Consider the following 2,864-nt stretch of genomic DNA (forward strand, 5'->3'; position numbering starts at 1 on the left):
AGCTGGGAGCGGCGAGAAGGTCGCTCCTGTTGCCTCACTACACTCTACAGCTTGATCTGATAACGCGTACTACGCCCACCGCCCGGTAATTTCTCCAGACAACCTTTCTCCAGTAATTCCGTCAAATGGCGCGTCGCCGTGGCTTTACTGACCTTTGCCACTTTTTGATATTGGCTGGCGCTGATGCCGTTTTCAAACCCTTGTTCTCCGCCATCGAGCAAGCGATTCAATACGCGATTTTGTTCAGCGTTCAATTGGGCATTGTGATGGATCAGCCAGAATTTCGCCTTGTTCTGTATCCGCGTGACCGATGCCAGCGCCTCTTCCAGGCTGTCATTAAGCACATCGAGGAACCACAGCATCCAGGCAGTGATGTCCAAATCACCACGCTGTGTCTCTTGCAAAATCCGATAATAATCCGTGCGCCGGGTCAGAATCGATGACGACATGGCATATAACCGGATGCTTTGGCTATCTGCTTGTGCCAGCGCCAAATCTGTCAGCGCACGCGTAATACGGCCGTTGCCATCATCAAAGGGATGTAGCGTGACAAACCACAGATGACAGATGGCGGCGCGCAGCAGCGGATCGAGTTGAACCTCGTTATGGCTGTGATTAAACCAGCGAATAAACTCATCAAGCTGCTGTTCAAGCCCGTCGCGCGGTGGTGCTTCAAAATGCACGGTTGGGCGATCGATACGCCCGGATACCACTTGCATCGGCTCCTCACCGCGCAAACCACCCACGTTCAGACGCTTAATCGTCCATTCACTCGCCGGGAAAAGCCACTGATGCCACTGGCATAACCGCTCAAACGTGAGTGGCGTATCGCGCTGGGTGATGGCATCCATCATCATGGTGGCCAGTCCTTCGGATCGTTCGGAGACGGGATAGGGCTGCTCCAGCGAGACACCTAATCGCCGCGCAAGGGAAGATCTGACCGATTCGGCGTTAACACGCTCATCTTCAATGGCGGAGGAAGACAGGATATTGGTAAGCAACGTATTGAGAGTTTGCGTATCTGTGTTATCGGATATGCTTGCCCGGCCCAGCAAAATACCGCGCTGCTGCTGGAGATAGCGCAATCGTGGCAGGAGTTTTTCCTCTTGCCAGTGAAAATTTGGCCACTCAGGTTGCTGCCATATCCACATAATTTGCCTCATCTCATTTGCCTATGAGCCAAAAGGGGATGCTATTAGGCTCATGCTTTGAGCCATAAAAGAGATTATTCGGCTCGGTTGTTGAGCTGAATGATACGATTTAATCGGCTCAAACGCCAGTGAACATGCGAATTTGAGCCCTATGAGAAGGCTATATGTGTGGCGATTTCAGGCTGAAATTTTCGCGGCAGTGGAAAAGGAGTTAAGTGCCTGATGGCGGCCTGAGCGCCGCCATCAGTGAGAATGAAGTAACTTTGGTTGTAGCAATGATGGAGAGCGAATCAATGGGTGAAAAGTGAAAATGTTCCAGAGTAGTAACTCACCATCCACGCCACATACACCAGCCATACCAATAGCAATCCTGTTAAGCCTAATTTACCTGTCATGATGCATTCCTCTTGTTATTTGGCGTCATGCGCCCTGTAAGGAATAAGCTGACAGGATGGTGAGATAGCGATCTTGCGCCAGATCAAAAACAGCAGGATTTTGTCGCGGAAATACGCAGACAAAAATTGTTCGGGATAGGATATGGGTGTTTGCCCCTGCCTCAACCAGCCTTATTCGCTATTTACAACGATATGCCGAACTACAACATTCTGGTGCCGCGTGCGAAAGCCGATGCGATGGGCTGGAAACCCCGCGATGAAATCCCGTATAACCCACACGATACCGGTCATGCGGAAGGGGCAGGCGATCCACAAATCGGCGTGCCTTACGCGGTGAACGTGAATGCGGGTTGGCGCTTGCCGTACACCGGCATGCTGTGTAAAGAGCCGCCATATGGTGGCATCCGCGCCATTGACCTGCGTGATGGCCGCACTATCTGGGATCGTCCACTGGGCACCGCACGTCGCAATGGCCCGTTTGGTCTGCCAACCGGATTGCCAATTAACATTGGTACGCCGAATAATGGCGGCTCTGTGGTGACATCCAGCGGCCTGATCTTTGTCGCGGCAGTCACCGATGACTTAATCCGCGCCATCGACATGAAAACCGGTAAGGAAGTGTGGAGCACGGAACTGCCTGCAGGAGGCCAGGCCAACCCCATGATCTACACGCAAAATGGACGTGAGTATCTGGTGATTGTCGCGGCAGGGCATCACTTTATGGAGACGCCGGTGGGCGATTATGTGCTGGCATACGCGCTGCCTGAACAGAAATAACCACCATTGAAAACGGGATTAGGCTGCGGCCTAATCCCGTCATAAACACATTGTCATCACATCCCTTTGGTCATCACGCCCTCAGGGGTTCACCTCTTCCAGGCGGCGATTCAGCGTGCGTGGACCAAATACACCAATGGTAAACACCACAATCGCCATCGCGCCGGAAATCACGGCAAACACTGAACTGACCCCCATCTCACTCAGCACCCAGGCAATGGTAAAACCTGACAACATGCCGCTGATACGACTCACCGAATAGACCAATCCAATCGCTTTAGCGCGGAAACGCGTCGGGAACAGTTCGGCCTGATAGGCTCGGTAGGAGAAGGTCATACAGGTGCTAGCCAGTGACAATAGCAGTCCCAACGTCACCAGCATCACCGGTTGCGACTGCCAGGAAAACACCGTGCCGACGAGGGCAATGGCCAGCGCGGAACCACTCACCAGCCACTTACGCTCAATGCGATCGGCAAAGGTCATTGCCACCAGCGGCCCCAACGGGCTGGCAAAAGCAATCAGGAAGGAATAGAGCAAGCTG

General features: G+C 53.0%; 3 protein-coding genes. 1 reads left to right on the forward strand and 2 read right to left on the reverse strand.

Annotated features, from left to right (window positions below):
* Positions 1-44 precede the first annotated feature (44 nt).
* A complete protein-coding gene (locus tag RT340_RS18805; protein ID WP_283215802.1) occupies positions 45-1,151 on the reverse strand; it encodes a Fic family protein in 1,107 nt (368 codons plus the stop codon).
* Between the two features lie 545 nt (positions 1,152-1,696).
* Here RT340_RS18805 and RT340_RS18810 point away from each other — a divergent pair.
* A complete protein-coding gene (locus RT340_RS18810; RefSeq protein ID WP_237448841.1) occupies positions 1,697-2,323 on the forward strand; it encodes a PQQ-binding-like beta-propeller repeat protein in 627 nt (208 codons plus the stop codon).
* Between the two features lie 81 nt (positions 2,324-2,404).
* On the opposite strand, the gene RT340_RS18815 is transcribed toward RT340_RS18810, so the two are convergent.
* Positions 2,405-2,864: MFS transporter (locus tag RT340_RS18815; RefSeq protein ID WP_313377476.1), on the reverse strand; the 460-nt coding region annotated here is incomplete at its 5' end.

It is taken from the genome of Pantoea sp. CTOTU50773, from assembly GCF_032082325.1.
Lineage (GTDB): Bacteria > Pseudomonadota > Gammaproteobacteria > Enterobacterales > Enterobacteriaceae > Pantoea > Pantoea communis.